This window comes from Dactylosporangium salmoneum (assembly GCF_039532525.1).
Taxonomy (GTDB): Bacteria; Actinomycetota; Actinomycetes; order Mycobacteriales; family Micromonosporaceae; genus Dactylosporangium; species Dactylosporangium salmoneum.
Genome location: NZ_BAAARV010000004.1, coordinates 149,355 through 165,438, shown reverse-complemented (window position 1 = coordinate 165,438; position 16,084 = coordinate 149,355). Strand labels below are relative to the sequence as shown.

The 16,084-nt window shown below is 71.5% G+C and carries 26 protein-coding genes; 2 read left to right on the top strand and 24 right to left on the bottom strand.

Annotated elements, in window-relative coordinates:
- From ABD352_RS01655 to ABD352_RS01640, 4 genes are read right to left on the bottom strand one after another with little or no spacing between them, the layout of a single operon-like run.
- Complete coding sequence (locus tag ABD352_RS01655; RefSeq protein ID WP_344610363.1) at nt 1-1,599, bottom strand: phage capsid protein; 1,599 nt, start codon at nt 1,597-1,599, stop codon at nt 1-3.
- 16 nt (nt 1,600-1,615) lie between these two features.
- A complete protein-coding gene (locus tag ABD352_RS01650) occupies nt 1,616-1,984 on the bottom strand; it encodes a hypothetical protein (protein WP_344610362.1) in 369 nt (122 codons plus the stop codon).
- A gap of 15 nt (nt 1,985-1,999) precedes the next feature.
- On the bottom strand, nt 2,000-3,268 hold the full coding sequence (locus ABD352_RS01645; RefSeq protein WP_344610361.1) for a PBSX family phage terminase large subunit: 1,269 nt from the start codon (nt 3,266-3,268) through the stop codon (nt 2,000-2,002).
- Nucleotides 3,265-3,771: a helix-turn-helix domain-containing protein gene (locus ABD352_RS01640; protein WP_344610360.1), complete on the bottom strand. Its 507-nt coding sequence runs from the start codon at nt 3,769-3,771 to the stop codon at nt 3,265-3,267. Before ABD352_RS01640 ends, ABD352_RS01645 begins: the two co-directional genes overlap by 4 nt.
- 75 nt (nt 3,772-3,846) lie before the next feature.
- On the opposite strand from ABD352_RS01640, the gene ABD352_RS01635 reads away from it, so the two are divergent.
- Both ABD352_RS01635 and ABD352_RS01630 read left to right on the top strand, forming a co-directional pair.
- A complete protein-coding gene (locus tag ABD352_RS01635) occupies nt 3,847-4,176 on the top strand; it encodes a hypothetical protein (RefSeq protein WP_344610359.1) in 330 nt (109 codons plus the stop codon).
- Nucleotides 4,177-4,283: 107 nt separating this feature from the next.
- A complete protein-coding gene (locus ABD352_RS01630; protein ID WP_344610358.1) occupies nt 4,284-4,460 on the top strand; it encodes a hypothetical protein in 177 nt (58 codons plus the stop codon).
- A gap of 237 nt (nt 4,461-4,697) precedes the next feature.
- On the opposite strand, the gene ABD352_RS01625 is transcribed toward ABD352_RS01630, so the two are convergent.
- The 20 genes from ABD352_RS01625 to ABD352_RS01530 all read right to left on the bottom strand — a co-directional run bounded on the left by ABD352_RS01625 (nt 4,698) and on the right by ABD352_RS01530 (nt 16,042).
- Complete coding sequence (locus tag ABD352_RS01625; protein ID WP_344610357.1) at nt 4,698-5,225, bottom strand: hypothetical protein; 528 nt, start codon at nt 5,223-5,225, stop codon at nt 4,698-4,700.
- 182 nt (nt 5,226-5,407) lie between these two features.
- Nucleotides 5,408-5,659, bottom strand: a complete 252-nt coding sequence (locus ABD352_RS01620) for a hypothetical protein (protein ID WP_344610356.1) — start codon at nt 5,657-5,659, stop codon at nt 5,408-5,410.
- Nucleotides 5,656-5,886 (bottom strand): hypothetical protein, encoded by a 231-nt coding sequence (locus ABD352_RS01615; protein ID WP_344610355.1) that lies wholly within the window; start codon nt 5,884-5,886, stop codon nt 5,656-5,658. The genes ABD352_RS01620 and ABD352_RS01615 overlap by 4 nt, the downstream gene beginning before the upstream one ends.
- A 19-nt stretch (nt 5,887-5,905) precedes the next feature.
- On the bottom strand, nt 5,906-6,709 hold the full coding sequence (locus tag ABD352_RS01610; RefSeq protein ID WP_344610354.1) for a hypothetical protein: 804 nt from the start codon (nt 6,707-6,709) through the stop codon (nt 5,906-5,908).
- 360 nt (nt 6,710-7,069) lie between these two features.
- The gene (locus ABD352_RS01605; RefSeq protein WP_344610353.1) at nt 7,070-7,396 is read right to left on the bottom strand and encodes a hypothetical protein; all 327 of its coding nucleotides are present in this window, start codon (nt 7,394-7,396) and stop codon (nt 7,070-7,072) included.
- On the bottom strand, nt 7,393-7,599 hold the full coding sequence (locus tag ABD352_RS01600; protein WP_344610352.1) for a hypothetical protein: 207 nt from the start codon (nt 7,597-7,599) through the stop codon (nt 7,393-7,395). Before ABD352_RS01600 ends, ABD352_RS01605 begins: the two co-directional genes overlap by 4 nt.
- A 282-nt stretch (nt 7,600-7,881) precedes the next feature.
- A complete protein-coding gene (locus tag ABD352_RS01595) occupies nt 7,882-8,832 on the bottom strand; it encodes a hypothetical protein (RefSeq protein ID WP_344610351.1) in 951 nt (316 codons plus the stop codon).
- Between the two features lie 102 nt (nt 8,833-8,934).
- Complete coding sequence (locus ABD352_RS01590; protein WP_344610350.1) at nt 8,935-9,270, bottom strand: hypothetical protein; 336 nt, start codon at nt 9,268-9,270, stop codon at nt 8,935-8,937.
- A 1-nt stretch (nt 9,271) separates the two neighbouring features.
- Nucleotides 9,272-9,568, bottom strand: a complete 297-nt coding sequence (locus tag ABD352_RS01585) for a hypothetical protein (protein WP_344610349.1) — start codon at nt 9,566-9,568, stop codon at nt 9,272-9,274.
- Nucleotides 9,565-10,248 carry a hypothetical protein gene (locus ABD352_RS01580; RefSeq protein WP_344610348.1) on the bottom strand — a complete coding sequence of 228 codons (684 nt, stop codon included), beginning with the start codon at nt 10,246-10,248 and terminating at the stop codon, nt 9,565-9,567. Before ABD352_RS01580 ends, ABD352_RS01585 begins: the two co-directional genes overlap by 4 nt.
- Before the next feature lie 11 nt (nt 10,249-10,259).
- Nucleotides 10,260-12,050: a UvrD-helicase domain-containing protein gene (locus ABD352_RS01575; protein ID WP_344610347.1), complete on the bottom strand. Its 1,791-nt coding sequence runs from the start codon at nt 12,048-12,050 to the stop codon at nt 10,260-10,262.
- Nucleotides 12,047-12,679 carry a hypothetical protein gene (locus ABD352_RS01570; protein WP_344610346.1) on the bottom strand — a complete coding sequence of 211 codons (633 nt, stop codon included), beginning with the start codon at nt 12,677-12,679 and terminating at the stop codon, nt 12,047-12,049. Before ABD352_RS01570 ends, ABD352_RS01575 begins: the two co-directional genes overlap by 4 nt.
- Nucleotides 12,676-13,704, bottom strand: a complete 1,029-nt coding sequence (locus ABD352_RS01565) for a hypothetical protein (RefSeq protein ID WP_344610345.1) — start codon at nt 13,702-13,704, stop codon at nt 12,676-12,678. Before ABD352_RS01565 ends, ABD352_RS01570 begins: the two co-directional genes overlap by 4 nt.
- The gene (locus ABD352_RS01560) at nt 13,701-14,087 is read right to left on the bottom strand and encodes a hypothetical protein (protein WP_344610344.1); all 387 of its coding nucleotides are present in this window, start codon (nt 14,085-14,087) and stop codon (nt 13,701-13,703) included. The genes ABD352_RS01565 and ABD352_RS01560 overlap by 4 nt, the downstream gene beginning before the upstream one ends.
- Entirely contained in the window at nt 14,084-14,356 is a 273-nt protein-coding gene (locus ABD352_RS01555) for a hypothetical protein (protein WP_344610343.1), read from the bottom strand. The genes ABD352_RS01560 and ABD352_RS01555 overlap by 4 nt, the downstream gene beginning before the upstream one ends.
- Nucleotides 14,353-14,700 carry a hypothetical protein gene (locus ABD352_RS01550; protein WP_344610342.1) on the bottom strand — a complete coding sequence of 116 codons (348 nt, stop codon included), beginning with the start codon at nt 14,698-14,700 and terminating at the stop codon, nt 14,353-14,355. The genes ABD352_RS01555 and ABD352_RS01550 overlap by 4 nt, the downstream gene beginning before the upstream one ends.
- Nucleotides 14,697-14,978 carry a hypothetical protein gene (locus ABD352_RS01545; protein ID WP_344610341.1) on the bottom strand — a complete coding sequence of 94 codons (282 nt, stop codon included), beginning with the start codon at nt 14,976-14,978 and terminating at the stop codon, nt 14,697-14,699. The genes ABD352_RS01550 and ABD352_RS01545 overlap by 4 nt, the downstream gene beginning before the upstream one ends.
- Nucleotides 14,975-15,460: a hypothetical protein gene (locus ABD352_RS01540; protein WP_344610340.1), complete on the bottom strand. Its 486-nt coding sequence runs from the start codon at nt 15,458-15,460 to the stop codon at nt 14,975-14,977. Before ABD352_RS01540 ends, ABD352_RS01545 begins: the two co-directional genes overlap by 4 nt.
- 64 nt (nt 15,461-15,524) lie before the next feature.
- A complete protein-coding gene (locus ABD352_RS01535) occupies nt 15,525-15,791 on the bottom strand; it encodes a hypothetical protein (protein ID WP_344610339.1) in 267 nt (88 codons plus the stop codon).
- Nucleotides 15,791-16,042, bottom strand: a complete 252-nt coding sequence (locus tag ABD352_RS01530) for a helix-turn-helix domain-containing protein (protein WP_344610338.1) — start codon at nt 16,040-16,042, stop codon at nt 15,791-15,793. The genes ABD352_RS01535 and ABD352_RS01530 overlap by 1 nt, the downstream gene beginning before the upstream one ends.
- Nucleotides 16,043-16,084: the final 42 nt, after the last annotated feature.

The following is a 16,084-nucleotide window of genomic DNA, read 5'->3' as shown; positions in this document are numbered from 1 at the left end:
CTACCTCCCGGGCGGCTGCCCCTTGGCTGGCGGTCCGGGTGGCCCTGGCCGGTCGTTGCCGGGCGGGGCGAAGTCGGCGCCGCCCATAAGCGTCGGGTCGGCCACCTGCTCCTCGTCCTTGAGCGCCTGGACCTCGGCCTTGACTTGGCCGTTGTCCCAGTCGGGGTGGACCATCCGGACTAGGACTTCCTTGGAGGCGGCCTTCGCGCCGGCGAGCAGCGACACGGTCTGGGCGACGTCGAGAGGCGACTCCGTGACGCTGTCGCCGAACTCGAGCTTCAGCCGGACCGGGGCCGGGCCGCCGAAGTGGGCCTGCTCGAGCATCAGGTGCTTGAACAGGAACCGGGCGAGACCAGGCTTCCAGTTGATGATCTTCCGGTTGCGGGTCGTGAACGACCGGCGCTCGCGCTGCTCGACCTCCGTCGCGGTGGCGGCGACCTGGTCCGCCTCCCCGAAGGTCTGCGTGGAGTACCCGGCGGAGCGGAGCACCCAGGCGGTCAGCGCGTCGCAGGTTGCGCCGTGCTCGGCGAACCGGATGGCGAACTGGTTGAGCGTGATCGGCGCGCTGTTGTTCTGCGAGGGCGGCACGTTCACCGGCGCCCAAACCTCCCTGTCGAGGTCCAGGTAGGCGCCGCCGCCGGGCCCGTTGGACTCGAGCATGTTGCGGTCGGCGATGATCCGGGCCTTGCCGAGGCGCAGGTCGCGCATCCACGAGGTCCAGGCCTCGTCGAGCGCGTCCAGACCGGGCTCGACGCCGTCAATGTCCGGCCGGCCGAGCTGCTCGAGCTGCGGCTTGCCGCGCCACCGCCGGTTCGGCCCGAGGTTCGGGATCCGCTCGACTGTCAGGCCCTTGACGCCAGTCTCCTGCCCGGAGCCTTCGTCGAGGCCGGGGATGAGCACCGCGGCGTCGGGGTGCTCGGTGAGCGGCACCTTCTGGCCGAGGTTGTCGCGACGGCCCTCGTACAGGGCATAGTCGATCCGACCGTCGGTGTGGTCTTCGACGAGCCGCAGGTAGGTGTCGCCGTCCTCGAGCAGGCAGCGGAAGAACCGCACCGCGATGAGGTGCCCGTAGCGGATCGTCGGGATGGCCGCGTCGGCGTGGACGAGCGCGGGGATGGCGCGCCCGGGCGCGATGTCCTCGTCGATGACGGACCGGAAGTAGATGTCACCGAGGGCAGTGTCGAGCTCGGCGCCGTCGAGGAGCAGCTGGTGCCAGCTGTCCTCCTCAAGAAGCTGCTCGTAGCGCTTCCGGACGTCGTCCGGGACGTCGTCTTCGGCAAGGGTCGGCGGCTCGCTGAAGAGCATGTCCGCGGAGGCGCGGGCGATGTCGGAGGCGAGCGGGATATGCAGGCGGGTGTCGGGGCCGTTGAGCGGGCTGGGGCGGCCCCAGAGCCATCGGCTGGCCTTGCCGATGATGCCGCCGGCGTACTGGCTGGGCCGGGCGCGGGCTACGACGTCGGGGCGGATGCCGGAGCCGGCGTAGACGCTGCGGAGCCGGTCGGTGTCGTTGGAGTACCAGGCGTCCCAGACGCGGTAGGCGTCGTAGGCCGGTTTGTACGCCTTGGGCGGCCATTCGGTGCCGTTGGCGGGCAGCGCCACGATCGCCTCTCTCGGGTCAGGAGGTGTACCCGGCCTCGCGGAGCTCGCGTTCGGCGAGGCACTCGTCGGCTGGTGGGGTGTCGGCAGCGGCATCGCCGCCGGCGGTGGAGAGCGGGACGAGGCCGGGCATGACGTCGAGGGAGAACGGCATGAGGCCGCCGCCGTAGAAGGTGACCCAGACGGTGCCGCCGGCGAGCAGCTCCTCGACGTCGCCTGGCTCGAGCTCGCAGCGCACGGAGACGCGGGTGAAGCCCGTGTCGGGGCCCTGGTCGACGAGCGTCTCGACAGTTTCGATCTTGCCGCTGTCGTCGCCCTCGGGTGGGCCGAAGGTCACGCGGTGCGCGCCGGGCCAGATCTCGCGGTCGGGGATCGGTGTCGGGCGCACCGGGGCTCCTGTCGGTCAGGCTGCGAGCTCGAGGTCGCGGCGCAGCAGCGGGGTCCAGTTGTGCTGGGTGGTGCGGATCGCGTACCGGCCGGCGTCCAGGCTGTGGTCGTCGAGCTTGATCGGGGCGTCCTCGCCGAGCTCGGCCTTGTCGGGGTCCCAGGCGTAGCCGGGGATCTCCTCGATCCAGCCCTCGCAGGATTCGTGCACGTAAAGGGCGCCCTGGGCGAGGAGGGAGCCGATGAGGCGGATGCCGTCGATCACGCTGTTGTCGGCGTAGACGGGGCTGAGGCCGTCCTGCCAGAGCTGGGTGATGAAGCTGGCCGCGGAGGGGTCGACGCATACCCAGTCGGGCGCCAGCTTCTGCTCGCGCATCCAGGCGCGGAGCCGGGTCGAGTACTCGACGTCGGTGAGCTGGCGCATGCGCTTCTTGGAGTCCCAGCGCCACTCGCGGACGAGGTACAGGTTGCCGTCGACGCCGACGCCCAGGACGAGGCCGGCGAAGGGGTTGACGGTGCCGTAGTCGACGCCGAGCGAGATCCAGCGCGTGATCGCGGGCAGGGCCTTGACGACGTGCCGGTCGTGGTCCCAGTTCTCGTAGATGGCGCCTTCGGCGAGGCACCACTCGCCCAAGATCATGCGCCGATACCACAGCCCGGTGTACTGGCGCCGCATGCGGGCCTTGACCTTGTCGGACAGCACTGGGTTGTCGTCGATCAGGAACTTCCAGACCTTCCAGTCGCCGTGGTGGCGCTTCCCGGGCCCAGACTCGTCGATGTAGTCCTTTTTGAGCCAGTGGCGCGGGTTGTCCGGGTTGGTGTTGCCGAACAGCTGCGCCCCGTCGAGCGAGCAGCGGCCGAGGAGCTGCTCGTGGAAGGACTCGGGCATCAGCGACCACTCGTCGACGTAGCCGGAGGCGCAGGTCATGCCGCGTAGCCGGCCCTCGGAGCGCTCGTCGTTGAAGGTGATGACCTCGATGGTCTTCCCAAGGATCTTGGCGGTCGGAGCGCCGCGCGTGTAGCTGGTGGCCTTGGCCAGCGGGCCGAAGAGCCGGGCCTCTCGGAGCGGGTTGAAGATGTTCCGGACCGCGGTGTCGTACGTCTTGGAGCACACGACCAGGTCGCCGCCGGTGGGCGCGTCGGCAACCTGCATGAGCCAGCGCAACAGCCCGGAGGCGGTCTTGCCGGAGCGGATGGCGCCGTCGGCGAGGTTGACGAAGGCGTCGGAGTCGACGACGTAATCGATCTGCTTCTCGGAGAGGGGCAGACCCCGGATGTCGATCTTCACTGCTGGCCTCGAGACGCGTCCCGAGCGGCGCGCAGCTGGTCACGTAGCTCGAGCAGCATGCCCTTCTCCTCCTCCGAGCCGGTGGCCTTGTCGTACTCGGCGAGGCGGAGCGCGGTGCTCGTCAGCGCGGCGATCGCCGCGGCGATGGACTGCTTGTCTCGGAACGGCGGCTCAGGGTGGCGCATCTCCTCGTAGGTGTTCTCCTTGCCGCCGAAGTTGTAGACGGTGGCCGGGGCGAACATCTGGCCGAGCAGCTTCTGGCTGGCCTCGAGCGCGTCGAGCTGCAGCTGCGCCCGCCGGGCCGCGCCGTCCGCCTTCTTGGCTTCGGTGGCGGCCGCGGTCGCGCCGGCGCGCTCGAAGCTGAGGCCGAGCTCGGCGGCGATGCGGCTGATGGTGCGGCCGGACCGGCCGAGCTGGCGAGCGATCTCGTTGCGGGACAGGCCCTGGCCGTGGAGCTCGCGGACGCGGTCGTAATCCTGGGGGGTGACCGCGTTGGTTGTCATCGGTCACCTCAAGCCGGAATCGCGTAGCCGACCGGACCATTGACCGGCGTGTGTAGGTGTCGGGACGCTGGTCGGATGCCGCAGCAGCCGGAAGCGTGGGACCCGTATGGCGTGCCGTCGGCGCCTCCGTATCAGCAGCGGCCGTACTCGCCGCCGCAGCCGCCGGCCTATCCGCGGCCGGTGCCGCCTCCTCCGCCGCAGCAGATCGTGATTGTGACGCCGACGACTCCTCCGCCGCGGGGCTCGAAGGCTGCGGCGACAGCGGGCTGGGTAATCGCCCTGTGGATCTTGTCGCCGATCATCTTCGTGGCGCTGCTGTGCGTCACGTTCGTGCTGATCGGCGGCGTGACGGCGATCCTGCCGACCAAGGCCGTGCCGACGGTGTCGGCGCCTGCTACGCCCTGACGACGCAGTCCCCCGCGTACAGCCAGAAATGTCGTACCCAGTCGTTATGGTGGGCGGCTGAGCGCGGGTGGCGGAGTGTGCCGCCCGCACGAATGAGGGGATGCCGTATGGCAAGCGAAGACGAGGACGACCTGTACACCCAGGCACGGACGGCGATTCTGCAACGGATCATCAGGAACGCGGAGAACCGGGCAGTTAGCGGCGATAACGGCGTTCTCGAGCTGGCCGAGGCGTACACGGTGCTTCGGCTAGGCGTGTTGTCGGGTCGAGTCAACGCGAAGTAGCAGCTGCGCTAGCTCGTTCGGGCTCGGCCCCTCCGGGGTGCCGAGCCCTCCTCGTAGTCGCCAGGGGGCGGGGGTGCGCGGGCCACCGTTCAGGCCGTTGCGTGGTGGCAGCCCCGCGACCACTGACGCTCGTAGGCGGGGGTCGCTCCCAGCCGCGCACCCCCGATCATCATCAAAATGGGAGCTTTGGTACCCGGCCCGACTTGCATGCGCTGGACTCGCGCCCAGCAGAGACGATCACGATCCGAGGGCCAGCACCTGCTCCTCAAACCACCAGCGAAGCTGCGCCAGGGCAGGTGACATGTCGCGGCCAGCTAGCAGTTCGAGGTATCGGGCACGGAACCGGCGTTGGGCGTCGTCCTTTTCGTCCGACGCTGCGGGTAGGTGCCCTTCGGGCACCCACTCCATGTGCCCGACTGTGTATTCGATCGGCCATTGCAGTGGCCACGTGATAACCCCGATTGGCTGGCCAACCGCGCTGAGCTGATGAACGGTGTGGTTAGCTGCGTACCTGGTTGCTTCGAGCAGGTCCACCATTCTGGCGCGGGTCGCGGTATACGAAGCCGTCGTTTTGCACATGTCGTCGAGTCCGCGGGCCAGAAGCAGCATGGTGAAGGCGTAGCCGTACTGCCTCAACGCGCGGTCCCGGAGTTCCTCGGTGTACTTGCTACCTTGGATGGCTTTCAGCCCGTAGGTCCACTGGTCGTGGGCGAGTTGTAGCAGACGAAGTGCGTTGTCGGCCTTGTGGTGGTTGTAGGTCAGCACAGTTACCGGCCAGGCCACTGAGCGAGCGGTGGCAATACCTCGGCCGGGTCGGCGGGGCGGGCGGCGGGGACGTCGGTCATGCGCACCTCGCTCGACAGGGTGGCGGGTCCATGAGACGCAAAAAGCGCCGTCGCCCCGGACTGTGGGCACACGTCGCCTGCTGCGTTGGAATGGACAAATGATCAGGCGGCCGCCTGCCCGGTGTCAAGCGACCTTCGCCGGCCACGCCGGGACTCGCGCGTGCGCAGCTCGGCGGCGGCGGCCTGGTCGAGGCGGTACCACGTTGTGCCGCGGCCGCGGCCGGGCCGGTGAATTCGCTCGATCAGGCTGCGACGGCCCCAGCTGTAGACGAGGTCGGCGTCGACGTCCGGGCATGCGAGCTCAGCGGCGATCTCCGCCGCCGTGCCGTAGTCGACGCCGTCCACGGTGATCATGCCCCTTCTGCCCCCCGCGGCAGATCCTCACTGGGCAGGTGCAGGGAAAGACCAGTGATCGGGTTCTCTGTGAGCTGGCTGTCGTACACGAAATCAACGGGTTCGTCCGCGCGGAGGCCAGCACGTCGACCCAGCTCAACGAAGTGAATTAGCTCGCCCCACGTGAGCTGGTTGTCGATCTCCAGCGTCACGCGAAGGTTGTTCTGGGTCTTCTCGAATTCCGACATGCAGGGATCCTCCTCGGCGTCAGGCCACAGTCAAGGTCGACGCGCGGTGTGCCGCGTCCGCACCTGCAGAACTTGCGAGCGGGCTGCTGGCATCCCAGATGTGCCGTACGCCACGCGCGCGAATCGGCATGCCGCAGGGGCAGCCGTCGCCGGCCCGTGGGTCGCCGTCGCCGAGGCAGAGGCACGTGTCGGTCCGGCAGACGATCGTCCACCGCGCCGAGCTCGGCGCCGACGTCTGCACACGCAGCCGGCGCTCGCGGCAGGTCGGGCACGGCGGAGCGCCGGGCACCGGCACCGAGTCGGGGCGCAGGCCCATCGCCGAGCGGAGCCGCGCGTCCTCCTCGGCGAGCATCCGCTCGACCTGGTCGCACAAGCCCGGCGGCGTGCCGGGGATGGCCGCGACGAGGTACGACCAGCGCCAGTGGCCGCCGCGGCGCACGCCCAGGTCCTCGATGACGATGCGCCAGAGCGGCGAGAGCTGCAGGACTGGGTGCGCGCGGTTGGCGTAGGCGACGATGTCGACGGCCGCGGCCAGCACGCTGGTGATGTCCTGCTCGAGGTCGATCAGGTCGAGCGGGACCGGGGCGGGTGGCGAGGCGGAGGGCTTGAGGCCGGTCATGGCGCCGGCGGCTCGCTCGGCCCGCTCGGCGCGGAGCAGCGTGTCGAAGGCGTGGAGCTCGGCGAGGGTGCGCATGCGGCCGCGGCCGGTGGCGAGGTTCCGGCGCTGGATGGTGAGGGCGTCGCGGTAGTCGGGGAGGTAGGTGAGGGCGGCGCGGAGCGACCAGATGGCGGCGAGGGCGTGGAGGGTGTGCGGGTGGTGCATGATCGCTCCCCGTGGGCGGGACGCACACCATAAGCGTCATTATGGTGTGCGTCAAAACGGACATTTCTCAAGCAGTTTGTGAGCCTGATTCGCGTTTTGCTCTCGCTCGGCGCGGTCCGGCTCGGCCGGTGAGTTGCCACGTGCCTTGGCCTGGCAGCACGGCGAGCGGGTGGTAGACCGCGAGCGGGTCGCCGCGCCGGCGGGCACGGCACACCATCTGGTCGAGGGCGGCGCGGGTCATGCCGATCGCCGCTGCAATCTCGGCGACGGGGCGGCCTCGGGGCGCGAGGCGGGCCCACTCCTCGAGGCGCAGGATCGTGTCGGCGTCGGGCCCGGGCGGTCTTCCCCTGCGGCCGGCGGTCATGGCCACCTCCGCCCAAGCGCACGCTCTGTGGCGGTCCAGGTGTCGTCGAGGTGCTGCAGGAGCGGGTCGATGCGGTCGGTGAGCGCGTCGAGCTCGGCCAGGCGCTCGCGATGCGCCGGCGGCTCCGGGCGGGTGAAGAGTGCCCGGAACCGCTCCTCCTGGTCGTGGTGCTCGGCGTTGAGGCGGTCGACGAAGGCCTCGATGTCGGGGCGTGGGCAGCGGCAGGCGTGGCCGTGGGCAGCGCATGGGTCGGTGGGTGGTGCGCCGGCGAGGAGTGCGCGCATCTCCTCGCCGAGCGCCCGGACCCCGTCGAGCGGGCTCACAGCGGGCCGCCGATCACCACGGCATCCCGCACCCAGGTCGCCTCCACCAGCACGGCGCGGTGCCCGCCGGTGAGCGCCTCATGGAGGGCCTTGTCGGCGCCGGCGCGCTGCTGGTGGAGTTCGCCGTCGAAGTCGAGGAGCCACCGGCCCTCGCCACGCCGCAGGACGATCCAGCCGAGGACGTTCCCGCGGGCGGGCCGCATCGGCGCCGGTGTGGCGGCGTCGATGAGGTCCTGGAGCGACCCTTGCGCGCGGCGCGAGGAACCGAGGACGCCCGGTTCCGTTTGGTGGGGTTCAGGGGTTGTTGGCACGTTGGGTCTCCTCGGCTTCGAGTCGGATGGCGCGGGCTACTTCGGGTGTGACCGGGTAGCGCTCTGGTCTTGGGTCGGGCTCTTTGGCACCGAGGTGGGTGTGGGCTGTGGCTCGTGCGATGGCTGTGGCGGCCGCGGCTTGGGCGCGTTTCTCGCGTGGTGTGCGGTGTGGGGTCATGCGGCGCCGCCTTGGACGAGGCGGAGGGGCGGCGTCGGGCAGATGCGGCAGCCGTCGACGAAGCCTCTGCGGCTGGGGGCGCGGCCGTGTTCGCAGCGGGTGGGGTCGCGTGTGGCGCCGGTGGCGTGGTTGCAGGCGGGGCATCGGAAGGCGGCGGTGGGGTCGATGCCGTGTGGGCATGGCTCGGCTATTGATTGCTCGCCTTCGATGAAATGTGGATCTTCGGCGGACGGTGGGTCGGCTATCACCGTGAGGTCCGTACGAAGAGCAAGATCATTTGGCTCGGTCGTAGTAGTTGTCTCGGTGCTTTGGCTCGGTGGGGGGGCATGGCGTGACCCGTACTGCGGCACGGCGTGACCCGTACTGGCGTCGCTAGGGGGCACGGCGTGACCCGTACTGGCGTCGGCCGTGAGGGCCGGTACGGGGGCGTCTGTGACCCGTACCGGCGGGTTATCCACAGGCTGTACGGGGGTCGCCGTGACCCGTACCGGCGTCTCTGTACGGGGGCGGGCGTGACCCGTACCGGGGTCGTCGTCCGGGCCTGCGGATACCGTTCGGCGGCGGTTGCCGCCGCGGATCTCCTCGATCGCCTGGTCCATTTCGGACGGCGTGAGGACGGTGACGCGGTCGAGGATGTCGGCGGGCATCGTCAGCTGGTACACGTCTGAGTGGCCGCGGCGGGCGGCGGAGCGGACGAGCCGGATGATGCCGAGCGCGCGGATGGCGGCCATGCAGCGCTTCGCGGTGCGGTAGTCGATCTCGCACTCAACAGCGATCCGGGCGAGGCCGGGCCGGACGTCACTGCCGTCGACGTAGTCGGCGCAGGCCGCCAGGTCGAAGGCGACCGCCTTGATGACGCGGCCGGCGACGCCGGGCACGAGGCCGTTGAACCGCATCCGGCGCACCATGTTCAGCCACGCGCCGGGGGCCTGGTCCACCGTTTCCAACGGGGTGCCTCCATGATCAAAGGTGATCGATGAGCGTCTAGGTGCGCCTCGGCGCGGTCACCGGGGAGGTGGAGACCGCGCCGAGGCAGTGCGGGGAAGGCGTCAGCTGGGGACGGCGACCAGGTGCCGCGGCCTGCTCGTCTCGCCCGTGAGCTGCATCCACAGGTCCCAGCAGGCGTCGCAGTCGCACATGCGCGCGGCATTGGGGCTGCTGTCGGCTTTCTCGCCCGGGCGGGTGAGCTCGGTGACCGGCTCGCAGGTGAGCGCCTTCCAGCGCGGCGCGGTCTCAGGCGGTCTCCAGTTGGAGCGGCGGCAGCACGTGCGGCGCTGCGCCGACGTCACGACCTTGCCGTCGACCGTGTCGCCGGCGGTGGTGCCGGTGCGCTCCTGCCAGTAGTCCGGGTGGTTGCAGGTGGCGCAGCGGTGGATGATCAGCACGTCAGTCGTCCTCTCGTTCGCCGAGGCGGCGTAGCTCGAGCTGGCGGGTCTCCGGGTCCAGCTCCGGGTACTTCTGGGGCGGCGGCTCGACGGGCTCGTCCACGCCGTAGTGGTGGCCGTCGCCGGGGGCACCGACCATGCGGCATGACCTGCACGTCTCCCAGCCGCGGTAGTCCTGGGGGATGGTGTCGTCGGCCTCGAACCGGTGCCGGGCCACGCGGGTGCGGGCAGCCCCGGGGGCGGCCGGGCGCCGGCGTCGGGTACGGGCGGGCGTGGCCCGCGGGAACTGGCTGCTCATGAGTGGTCCCGGTGGATCTCAATGCGGACTTTGAGCAGGTCACCGCCGCAGTTGCGGCACGGGCCGGGGTCGAACTGGCGGCGGTGGCAGGTCGAGCGCGGGCACCACCAGGCCGGGTAGTCCAGCAGCGGCGTGCGCCCCGCCGATGCGGCCGGGGCCGGTGCGCTGACCTCGTGCGGCACGAAGGGCACGGCCGGGGCGGTGGCGACCTGGTCGACGTCGACGCCGGGCCGGGCCGGGGGTGCCGCGGTGAGACGCGGCTCGCGGCGGGCCTGGGCGGTCTTCAGTCGGGCGGGTTTGGGCTCGGCGGCGGCTTCGGGTGGTAGTGCTGCTTCAGGCGCGGTGGGCGGCGCGAGGCCAGCAGGAGCGTCGTCGGGTACGGCTTCGGGCGTCGGGGCAGCAACGGGCGCCTCCTGCGGTCTGGTGGTGACAGCGGCCAGGCTGCCGCGCCGGCGGCGCCCGGTGTCGGCATACCGAGAGTGCGGCGCGGCCGCCGGCGGGGCCTCCGCCGGCGGCGCGGGCTGATCGAGCAGGGACACGAGGTGCCGGGCGTGGTCGCGGCTGTAGCCGCACACCCCCGCGACGACGTGGGTGACCTCGTCGCGGGCGGCGCCGAGCGCGGGCGAGAGGCTGCTGATCTCCATCCCGGCGGCGTACTTGGGGAGGATTCGCTCCTGCATCGGCGTCATGGTCATGACGTCACCGAGGCCAGGGGGCGACGGTCGGGCATCAGGCGGCAGGTGCAGTCCCGGTAGTCGGGGACCTTGCAGCGGCGGCAGCCGGGCGCGAGCGGCCACGGCGACGCCACCGAGGTCGGCTCCTCGACGGGCTGTGGGGCGTCGACCGGCTCAACGTCGGGCTCGTCGACGGGCGCCGGTTCCGGCCACTCGAACGACTCGACGTCGGCGACGAGCGCGGCCGCCGCGGCGTTGACGACCACGGCGGGCACGTCGCGGGTGGCGAGCTGCCGGAGGTGCCGCTCGAGCGCGGCCTCGTCCTCGCGGAGCGCGGCCGCACTCGGCCGGTCGATCAGGTGCGCTGGCGCCCACCGGTCCACCCACTCCAGGCCGTGCCGGTCGAGGACCAGCTGCGCACGCGTGACGGCGACGTAGGCGAGCATCGCGTCAGCGCGGGGCAGCTCCGGGTCGGGGTTGTCCTCGCTGCGGCGAGGCTCGCGGAAATCGTCGGCGATCCGGACCTTCGACCATTCGCGGCCCTTGGCCTTGTGCGCGGTGGAGAGCACGACGTCGGCGTGGTGCTCGTCGACGAGCTGCTCGAGGATCTGCAGCACACCCTCGGGCTTGTACTTCTCGATCAGCCCGACCGCGACCTGCAGGTCGCTGCCGGCCGAGTCCTGCATGACGTAGTCCAGGACCTCGCCCCACGAGCTGAACGCCATCAGTTCCGGGTGTGCGGTGCCGCGGCCGGCCATGAGGTCGATCGCGGCCTCGGCCAGGCGGCGGACGTCATCGCCGCCGCCGACCAGCGCGGGCCGGACGCCCTGGGCGATTGCCGCCGCTGCCTGGCGCACCGCCTCCGCGTTGGTTCTGCAGAGAACGGCGTCGGGCCCGTCGGGCAGCTCGAGCGAGACAACCTCGGACGGGATCGGTTCGTGCCCGGTCAGGCGCAGCGGCGCGTCGAGGATGGCCAGCCACTTGTTGGCCTCGTGCGCGACTGCGGGTCCGAACCGGAAGCTCTTCGACAGCTGCAGCCGGCGGCCCGTGAAGGTGGCCATCGCGTCGACGGCGCCGCGCCATCCGTAGATGGCCTGCGAGCGATCGCCGACGAGGATGCGCTGCGCCTGTTGGGCCTCGACGACGCCGGCGACGGCAGCGTTGGAATCCTGGGCCTCGTCGAGGAGCACGTAGTCGACCGGCAGCCGAGGGCCGCTCAGGGCCCACAGCTTGAGGTAGACGTCGTGCGTGAACCTCAACTGGCCGTCGAGGCGGCTGAGGTCCTCCCAGGCCGTGCGGGCGTACGGGACGATGACCGATGCCAGGACCTGCCGGGTGATGGTTCCCGTCAGACCCTCGATGCGGGGCACGTGCCAGGCCTCGGGCTGCTGGTCGGCGCTGTAGCAGAACCGCTCGACAGTCTGCATGGTCATCCGGGCCAGCTGCGTCGGGGAGAGCGGGCCGAGGTCACCGCTGACCTGCACCGGGTTGTTGATCCGCAGGGCCTTGGCGGTCTCACGGGCGGGCATCCGCGGCGCGTTGAGCCGGTGCGCGTACTGCCGGCCGACCGCCTGGAAGGCCAGGCTGTGGCTGGTCTTGCACTGCACCGACCGGGGGAACTTGCGGCTGGCGTCGGCGGCGATCGCCTTGTTGTAGGCCAGGTAGATGCCGCGCCGCCGCGGGTTGGCGGCGGCGAGCATCTCGAGCGTGGAGGTCTTGCCGGTGCCAGCGCCGGCCTCCACCACCAGGTCCTCGCCGGTGGTGGAGGCGTCGACGATCGCGGCCTGCTCATGCGTCGGGCGGTTCATGCGGAGACCTCCGCCTGGACCTCGTCGACGACGAGCCGGGCAACGGCGAGCGCAGCGGTGCGGGCCTCGAAGAGGCCGTCCAGGGCGGCGTCGGCCAGCGCGGCCGCGGACTCCTTGGCATCGCTGCTCGCGCGGATGCTGATGCCCTTCGGCGCGCCGCCGGCGACGAACTCGAGGCCGGGAATGACCTCGCCGTCCTCGGTGCACGCCGCGCGACGCTTCGCCGCGGCCTTGCGCACGACCTCGTCGTAGGCGGGCCGTACCCGGGTCGTGACGATGGTTTCGACCTGCTCGGGGAAGGTGGCGGCGACCCACTCGGTGTAGGCGGCTTCGTCGACGACGTCGACGCGGTCGGCGGTCAGCGAGAGCGGCACCGTGCCGACGTCGGGGATGCGCCACGTGGGGGCGATGCCGTCCCGGGCAAACTCGGCCTGGGCCTGCTTGTCGAGGGCGTTGCGGGCCCCGGCGGCGCGGCTCTTGGCCTGGGCGGCGACGGCGTCCCACCAGACGGCCTCGGCGGCCAGCTGGGCGCGCGGCACGACCGGTGCAGGGGCGGCGGCCTCCTCCGGCTGGATGACCTCTGCCGGTGGATCAGCCCAATTCGGAGTTGGCCAAAGGTCGTCGGTCATGCGTTTGCTCCCTCACGCTGGCGCGCGACCTGGGCGCGGCGGTCCTTGAGCGCGGCGATGACCTGGTCGGCCTCGGCGAGCGTCAGGTCCTTGCTGGTGGTCAGCAGGTGCTCGTCGGCCCGGCCGAGGATGCGGTTGATCACCATCAGGCGGTTGTCGCGGTTGCCGTCGCCGGCGTAGCCGAGCTCGCGCCACAGGGCGTGCATGTGCCGGTGCTGCTCGTCGGTCACCCCGGTCGGGGCCGCGGGCGAGGCCTCGGCCGTGTCGTGGATGCGGCGCTGCAGCTGCTGGTAGAGGGGCTCGTCGTCGCCGGTGGCGTTGACGATCACCGTCTTGGCCGTCTCAGGGTGCTCGGCCTTGAGCTTCGCCAGGGCGGTGCGGAGCTCCTCGGCGGTGCGTTCCGGCTTGAGGGCCCAGTCGCGGAGCGCGATCGCGCGCTTGCGGCGATCGTCTTCCGTTTCCGCCGGGGCGGCCGGGGCTGCGGAAGAGGCGGGGGCCGCGGCCAGCCGCGCCGGCGTCGGCTCGGTCTCGGCCGGGGCGACGTCGGCGTCGTCCTCCTTGAACGTGGCGCCCCACAGGTCCAGGGCGACGCCGAAGCGCATAGCGGCGTTGCGGATCGCGTCGCCGATCGCCTCCTTGATCGCGTCCGGGCCCTTCTTGCCCTCCGCGTGGCCGTACCCGAGCCGGGTGACGCCGGCGACGGTGAGCCGGATCCACAGGCCGCCGTGAGCGTCGACGACGGGCAGGCCCTCGGCGTTGAACGCGACGGGCTCCCAGGTCCAGCCCGCGTCGGCCTGCAGCAGCCGGTCGGTGGTCTCGGCATGGCCGACGTAGTCCAGGTGCAGGTGGGCGTCGGTGATGTTGTTCCGGCAGTCGTTGCACCGGACCTTGCGGTGCCGGTCGCAGACCTTGCCGCGGGCGTCGCGGCAGTTGCTGCACCAGATCCGGGGCAGCTTGCCAACGGCCTCGGCGGGGAACGGCGCGCGGAGGATCTTGGCGACCTCCGGCGTCATGGTGATGGTCACAGCAGACCTCCAGTGGAGACGGTCACGATCGGGAGTGCGCGCCGGCGGATCGACGGCGGCATGTAGGCCGGGTAGCGGCGGGCCAGGCCGCGCAGCGCGGTGCGATCCGCGGAACTGGCCGGCCGGACCCCGCACATCGGGCACGAACGGGACAGACCGCCCTGGCGCTTGATCTGCCGCTCCCGGGCCCGGGTGCCCTCCCAGGTGCGCGCCAGAAACCAGGTGATGCCGGCCGAGTGCACCGCGGCGAGCAACCGCGCACCCTGACCCGCAAGGTGCGCCTGCAACCGGACCGGCAGCGGGCCGCCGGTCCAGCCCAGGTAGTGCCGGGCGTGGGAGAACGGCCGCTCGAAATGCAGCAGGTAGATCGTTCCGGCGCTCATGCGGACGCCCCGCGAGCGCGGCGCGAAGCTTCGACGGCGGCCCGCAGGTCAGTGATGACCTGCTGCGTCTCCGGGCTGAAGTCGGCCAGGGCCGGGTCGGTGATCGGGGCGGGCAGGATGAGCCGAGGCAGCGGCTCGTCGGCGGGCACGGGGTCGTGCCACCACGACGGCAGGTTGTCGACGGCGCGGCCGGACGCGGTGAGCCCGTCGAGGCTGGCCTCGATGCCCTTCCGCCCGGCCGCGCTGCTGGTGTTGACGGTGGTCGTCACACGGCACCGTCCGGCGTGCCCTTGGCCTCGGCCTTGGCCGCGGCGGCCGCCCTCTCGATCGCGAGGTGCTCGAGCAGGTCGCTGAGCCGGGTCTCACGCGAGTGGTCCGGGTGACCGATCGTGTGACGGCCGGCCCGGGGTGCCCGCCGCAGGTCGGCTGGCGGCGTCGGGCTGGCGGGCTTGCTCGCGGACCAGGGCGCCGGGCGAGCGATGTAGTCCTCGAGCAGGACCCAGATGCCGAGGCCAGCCGCCATCGCGAGCAGGCAACCGACGCCCCAGACGGCGAGGATCTCCTGCAGGCTGAAGCTGCGGAGCAGCAGGTTCAGGATGGCGACGGGGTTCATGCCGCGCCGCCGTCGTCGATCGTCCAGGTCATGCGGTCAAGCGCGGCCAGGCCTTCGTCGACGGCGGCGGCCGGGAGTGGCTGCGTCGCGTCGAGGTGCCTGGCGAGCTGGGCGGCGAGCTGGTCACGCTCGAGCTCCGAAGCGAACAAGTCGTCGGCCAGCTTGCGGCATCGTGCGCGGGTCTTGGTCAGCGCACGCTCCGTGGTCAGGTAGAGCGTGAGGAAGACGCCGGCGACGGCGGCCAGGCCCAGCGCGGCGCAGATCAGGAAGGCGATCACAGGTCACCCGCCGGGATGCGCACCTGGAGCAGCGCGTCGTGGCGGAGGTGGGCGAACCCGTCACCCCACGCCGCGGACACGATCACCACGCACGGGCCGCCCGGCTCGTCGGACACCTCGCACGTCTTGTCCTCGCACTCCGCGACGCCGGTGATGTCGTGCCAGCTGATCTCGTCCCGGGCGTCGAGGATCTGCCACCCGGGCGCGAGGTTGCCGGTGTCGGTGTAGGCGCGCTCGATGCTGTCGGCGCAGAGGGTGAGCCGGGTGGTGTAGCAGCCGGCGCCCGTCCGGCAGCGCTCGAGCAGCTGCAGCGCGGCGCCGACGGTCGTGGAGTGCAGCTCGGCGACGAGAGCGACGAAGTGCTGCTCGGCGGCGTCGAGGCGGATGCCGTCGAGGGCGGCGAGGAGCGAGTCGTGGTTGACGCGGCGCATGTCGCGGGCGGCCGCGGCGTAGTCGGCGAACGGGGGTACGTTGCTCTCCATCGGAAGATCCCTTCCGGTCAGGGCCTCGCGGGCGGTGACGCGCCCGGCGGGGCCACGTCTTTGATCAGGCCGCGGCGCGCTTCGAGCCGCGGGCCTTGGAGCTGGCGAGTGCCATGCGCCGGTAGTGCGCCTGCTTGAGCCGCTCGACGGCGGCGTCCAGCTCGGCCGGCGAGAGCCGCCCGTCCGGGTCGGCCTCCTGCTCCCACTTCGCGCGGAGGCCGCGGCGCGCGGGGGCGAGAGCGGCACGCCGCGCCTCGTCTCCGTGGACGCGGGACCAGCGGGTGAGGGAGCCGATGCTCGCGGCGAGCTCGCGCTGCGCGGGGGTGGCCATCAGGAGCCCCCGGCCGGGGGCATGAGGTCCGTCGGCTGGCAGTGCAGCGCCTCGGCAAGGCGGACGAGAACGGCGGGCGAAGGGTTGCGGGTGCCGCCTTCGATCTCCGACAGGTGGCTGGCGCTGATCTCGGCAGCGGCCGCGAGCTTGGCCTGGGTCAGGCCCGCGGCGACGCGGCGCTGCCGGAGTCGCTGCGGGTCGTGGTCCAGGGGGCTTCGTGCCTTGTCACGGCGTGTTGCGGTGTCGGGCATGGCTCAACGTTAGACTTAGTTCGCAAAAGTTCGCAACACTTC